This is a genomic window from Lutibacter sp., assembly GCF_041562875.1.
Lineage (GTDB): Bacteria > Bacteroidota > Bacteroidia > Flavobacteriales > Flavobacteriaceae > Lutibacter.
This window is the reverse complement of sequence record NZ_JBFFOE010000138.1, coordinates 1-5,470: the sequence shown is the minus strand read 5'-3', so window position 1 is coordinate 5,470 and position 5,470 is coordinate 1. Positions and strand designations below refer to the sequence as shown.

Genomic DNA, 5,470 nt, shown 5'->3' with positions numbered 1-5,470 from the left:
TTAGCAGTTCCAAGGGAAGTTGTATTTGAAGCTATATCAAATAATGTTTTAAGTTTTTCTTCATTTATTCCAATTCCATTATCGGAAATAGAAATTTCAACTTGGTTTTTAACTGAAATTACAGTAATATTTATATTTCCTCCTGATTTTGTGAATTTGATTGCATTTGAAATAAGATTTTGTAAAATTATTCTAAGCATATTTACATCTGCATAAACTTCAATTTCATCTGGTAGAATCTTATTTATAGATATGTTTTTAATTTTTGCTTGTGAATTTGTTAGTTCTATTATTTCCTGTATACTTGATGATAAAATAATTTTTTGGGGATTAAAATTAATTTGACCAGTTTGAGATTTTGCCCAATTTAATAAGTTATCAAGTAAAACAAGTGTGTTTTTGGCTGATAAATTTATAAATGCTGCATACTTTTCAGATTGTGAAATAGCAAGTTCTTTTAAATTTTCTTTTAATAGTTCAGAAAAGCCTAAAATACCACTAAACGGGCTTCTTAAATCGTGTGATATGATTGAAAAAAGTTTGTCTTTGGTAGCATTAAGTTCTTTTAAATTCACTTCACTTTCTTTTAGCCTTTGTTCAGCCATGTGTCGCTCAGTAATATCCTGAATGATGGGTAAAAAATAAAGTGGTCTATTATCCTCACCCTGAACGATACTGATAGTAAGCTCACCCCACACAACAATGCCATCTTTTCGCAAATAGCGTTTCTGCACCTTAGCAGATTTAATTTCTCCTTTAGCTATCTTTTTCATTTCTTTCATACCAATCTCTTTGTCTTCAGTGTACGTAAAGTCAGTGATTGTTTTACCTATTAACTCTTTTTCTGAATACCCTAAAAAACGACAGAATGCCTCATTACACTTAATAAAGCATTTATCCAAATCAACAATGGCTGTGCCAATGTGTGATTGAATAAATAACCCACGAAATTTAGCTTCACTTATTTTTAGTACCTCCTCTGACTTCTTACGTTCGGTAATATTATCAAAAATCACAAGAAATTCTCCCTTTTGCAAACTGTAAACTGAAATGGAAAACCATATTTCTAAAGGGGGTACAAAAGTTTCAATTCTTTCGGATATGCCAGTTTTAGAAACTCTGTTGTATAAATTAAATAGTTCCTTATTTTCATTTTTATGATTAACTATAACTTCAGAAATACGTTTGCCAACTACGTTCTTCAAACCAGTTAAAATTTCAAAAGCATGATTTACTTCAAGATATATAAAATCTACGGGGTGATTATTCTTATAAAGCATTTTACAATGTGCAAATCCTTCTGTCATATTTTTAAATAGGGAATGGTATAGTTGCTCGTTTTGAATTGAAGAATTCAGCGGACTAATTTCATGCGGTTTTTTGAACTTAGCAATCTGATTTTCTAATTCTTGATAGGTTGGTTTTGATTCCATTTTGCATTTCAATTTTTTTAAATTGCTTATAGATTAGTAAATCCAAACAACACTAATTGCTGATTGCTATTATTTTGAGGATAGACGTATTTATTTTAATAGGTCCTTATTTTTGTTACAATTTTCACCAATTACGCAATTTTTAGTTGGCATCATTAAATTTATAAAAAATTAACTAATAATCATGTATTTATTAGTGATTAATCAAGATCTTCTTATTTGTTAAAAAAAGTACTTTTTTTAATGATAAACAACATAAAAATAGTACTTTTATAGTAGTAACATATTACAGCTTAAGCATTCACATATTTATTGTATTTGCTTCCGTTGTGTTGCTTTAAAGCTATAAAGTTAAAAGCACTATATCTTTAATGTTATTTATGGCTATTTTTAAAGTGTTTTGTATATATCTTTACTTTAATTAATAGCTATCTTTTAAAAAAGTCCTATATACCTTTTGTAAAATAAATAGCTATCTTTTAGCTAATAGCCCTATATTTTTATTTAAATTTACTTGCTAATTGAAAAAATATATACATATACTTTTCATTTACTTCTCTATTAAATAAATTTTATTAACCTATTAAAAAAATCACGATGCCTATTAAGTTTAAAATGTTACCTAAAAAAAATACGATGGTAACACCTCCAGAGATAAAATACTATCCCTGTGCCATCCATGAAGGTGAAGAAGATTTAGAAAGTTTGGCTGAATTAGTAGCCACACGCTCTACTATGAGTGTTGGCGATTGTTACGGAGTAATTATGACACTTTCCTTAGCTATTGGAGATGCGCTTGCACAAGGACGCATTGTTAGAATTGATCCTTTGGGTTCTTTTCAGGCAACGTTAAAAGGTACTGGTGCCAATTCTTTGGAACCCTTAGGAAAAACGAACATTAAAGGAGTAAACATTGTATATAAAGCATCTAAACAATTGAAAAGAAGGTTGAAAGCACTCAATTATAAACGCATACGATAACAATCTAACTATCTTAATTTACTGGCTATAGGTGTAATCTGATAAAAATTTTCAAAGTTTATATGTAGTGTATTTCCTGTACTAGTTTGGATAAAATTTTTTATTTGAATGATTTGCTGTAACGTATGGTTACGCTGTCGTTTTTGTAAATAACTGTTTATAATTATGTAGCCTTATTTCAGGACGGGTCAAAATGTTGCACAACGGTTTAAAATAAGAAAAGTTACGGTTTTGAAACCATAACTTTCCTATGCTTAAATTTAAGTTTTTTATGTTTTAGAAACATTCTATTTTACTGAATTAAGCAATTTTATTTACCTATTGTTGGTAGTGGTTTTTAATTAATCATCATCATTATCATCATTGTCCTCTCTTTCTCCATTTTGAGAATTTTCATTATCTCCTTGATTAATATTACTATCTGTTCTAATCTCAGAGTGTCTAATTTGCCCTCCTAAATTACCTACTTGAGCAAATAAACCAAATGTAACTATTGAAACAATTAAAGTAACTATAGTTATTGCTTTTGAAAATGATGATTTTTTGAAAATTGCAAATAAACTAATAAATGATAAAACCCCTAATAGTCCCATTACCCAAATTGCTTTTTCAGCAAGTTCTTCGTGGTTTTCAATTAATTGTTCAGAAATTCCTGGGATATTTTCAACAGTTTCTCCTGCTTCTTCTCCCGTAAGGAAAACTGGAATTGTTAATAATGCCATTAATATGAAAGTGGCTAGTGCTACTTTTTGAATTTCTATGTTTTTAAAAACTTGACCATATGCCAATATTCCAATTCCAATTATTGTTCCCACAATAGGGAAGTGTGTTAGTATTAAATGAAGATGTGTTGCATCCATAATTTTAAATTTTTTATTGTTACTATTTTTATATTAGGTATTCATTAGTTGTAAAAGAAGGAGGACCTCTTACGCCGTTCAGTTTAACAATAAATAATTTATGAATAGTTGATTTTAAATTTTTAGATACTTTTTTGTTTACAATTTTTGAGGTATTAAAATCTGGTATATTAGTTTCTGAATATTGACAATCTATTTTGGTTTTCTTATTAATGTTATATTGAGCAAAAACTAAAGAATCTAAATTTTCATCATTATTTTCGTGAAATACAAATCTTAGAATACCATAAATTGAATTAGAATTAGTATGAAGTTTAATATGTTCTTTTTCAACCATATCCTCAGAATGTGGATGTGGAATAAAAGTGTGAAGTAAAATCACAACTAAGGCACTATTAGACAATATATTTTTAAAAATTTTAATCATTATATTTTTATAAACGAACTATAACATTTAATAGTATAATCAGTTATAAATGGTTTTATGTTAAACACTTATAGTTACACATTTACACCAAATAAATACCCAACTAAAGCAGTTAATCCCATTGCGATAGTTCCCCAAAATGTAATTCTAATAATTGCTTTTCCCATACTAGAGCCACCTGTTTTAGCTGCCAATGAACCTAAAATTATAAGGAAGAAAAGGGCAAAACCATAAAGGGAATACTCCATACTTTTTAATGGTAAAAATAGCGCTACTAAAAGCGGTAGAACTCCACCAACTGTGAAAGCCGCGCCTGATGCAAAAGCAGCTTGGATGGGCTGAGCTTGGCTTATTTCATTAATCCCTAATTCATCTCTAATATGTGCTCCCAATACATCATATTCGGTCAGTTCTTTTGCAACTGTTAGTGCAGTTTCTTTTTTCAGACCTCTTTTTTCATAAATCTCAGCTAATCGTTTTAGTTCCAATTCAGGCATTTCTATTAACTCCTGTTTTTCTCTTTCTATATCAGCTTTTTCTACATCTGTTTGAGAACTTACAGAGACATATTCTCCTGCAGCCATAGATAAAGCGCCAGCAACCAAGCCTGCTAAAGTTGTAAAAACTATTAATTCTCTACTGTGACTGGCCGCTGCAACACCAATTGCAAGACTGGCTGTTGAAAGAATTCCGTCATTTGCACCGAGAACAGCAGCTCTCAGCCAGTTACTTCTATGAATATAATGGTTGTCTAAATAATTATCTGTTTGGTCTTCCATTTTTTATAAAAATCTTAATTTTAGTATATTATGTTCGTTTTTTATTTATCAAGTTAAACCATTTTTTTAACCTTTAAATGGCTAAAAATGAGTGAACTTAAAGTTCAGTTTTAAATTTTCAAGTAAATTTACTTTATTTTTTTGATACGATTTATATTAGATGTTAGGATTTTTGTGTCCTTCAAAAGGTTTTCTTAAAAACAGGCTAAAATGAGTTTTTATAAGATTTATGCGACTTAAAAATTGGAGATTTTTCGGTTTTAACAAATAGTTTGTTGAATGTTTGTTATTTATTTAATCCAGTATTATGAATTTGTTTTTAATCAGCCAAATCGTTTAAATTTATTGTGATTGTAATGGTTTTTGTGTCATGAATTTCTTGACTAAAATCTAATTTATAGCTAACAGCATTAACTTTTATTGTAGCTATAATAATTGGATTGGTTTCGAAATCAAACACTGTTTTGTCATTAACATATATTGATATCATTTCCGTTGAAAAATAACCACCATTTTCTAATATAATAGCATTTTCAGCAGATTGAGAAATTATTGAAAAAGAATAATATAACTCTCTATTACTATTTATTTCTGAAGGAATGGTTCCAATAAGTTGGTCATTTATTGGGTTTTCATGAATGGTTATAAAGTAATCATCAATTACTAATATTGGCGAATCATCTTTTGAGCATGAGTTGTTTAACCAAAGAATTGACAAGCAAATTACCAGAATTTTAAAAGTAGTTTTCATAATTATTTATTTTAAAAATTGTTTAATATTATGAAGCCTTTATTCAGGACGGTTGAGAATTGACATTATAAAGGCGATAGATCTGATTTGTTTTATAATTATTTTTCTGAATATAGCTTTAAGTTATTTTTAATCGGGTAAATCTTTTAAATTTATTGTTACTGTTATTGTTTTTGTATCAAGAGTTCTCCATTCATAATAACCAATAAAAATAACTTTATTCACTTTTAAAGTCACTA

The 5,470-nt window shown here is 28.5% G+C and carries 6 protein-coding genes; 1 reads left to right on the top strand and 5 read right to left on the bottom strand.

What is annotated here, in order from left to right; translation table 11 throughout:
* The coding region (locus tag ABY863_RS12645) for a PAS domain S-box protein (RefSeq protein WP_372795393.1) at positions 1-1,433 on the bottom strand (1,433 nt) is incomplete at its 3' end.
* Between the two features lie 597 nt (positions 1,434-2,030).
* On the opposite strand from ABY863_RS12645, the gene ABY863_RS12640 reads away from it, so the two are divergent.
* Positions 2,031-2,414 (top strand): hypothetical protein, encoded by a 384-nt coding sequence (locus tag ABY863_RS12640; protein ID WP_372795391.1) that lies wholly within the window; start codon positions 2,031-2,033, stop codon positions 2,412-2,414.
* 341 nt (positions 2,415-2,755) lie between these two features.
* On the opposite strand, the gene ABY863_RS12635 is transcribed toward ABY863_RS12640, so the two are convergent.
* The 4 genes from ABY863_RS12635 to ABY863_RS12620 all read right to left on the bottom strand — a co-directional run bounded on the left by ABY863_RS12635 (position 2,756) and on the right by ABY863_RS12620 (position 5,231).
* Entirely contained in the window at positions 2,756-3,274 is a 519-nt protein-coding gene (locus tag ABY863_RS12635) for a hypothetical protein (protein ID WP_372795389.1), read from the bottom strand.
* 28 nt (positions 3,275-3,302) lie between these two features.
* The gene (locus ABY863_RS12630; RefSeq protein ID WP_372795387.1) at positions 3,303-3,701 is read right to left on the bottom strand and encodes a hypothetical protein; all 399 of its coding nucleotides are present in this window, start codon (positions 3,699-3,701) and stop codon (positions 3,303-3,305) included.
* 74 nt (positions 3,702-3,775) lie between these two features.
* Positions 3,776-4,480 (bottom strand): VIT family protein, encoded by a 705-nt coding sequence (locus tag ABY863_RS12625; protein WP_372795385.1) that lies wholly within the window; start codon positions 4,478-4,480, stop codon positions 3,776-3,778.
* Between the two features lie 319 nt (positions 4,481-4,799).
* Complete coding sequence (locus ABY863_RS12620; protein ID WP_372795383.1) at positions 4,800-5,231, bottom strand: hypothetical protein; 432 nt, start codon at positions 5,229-5,231, stop codon at positions 4,800-4,802.
* Positions 5,232-5,470: the final 239 nt, after the last annotated feature.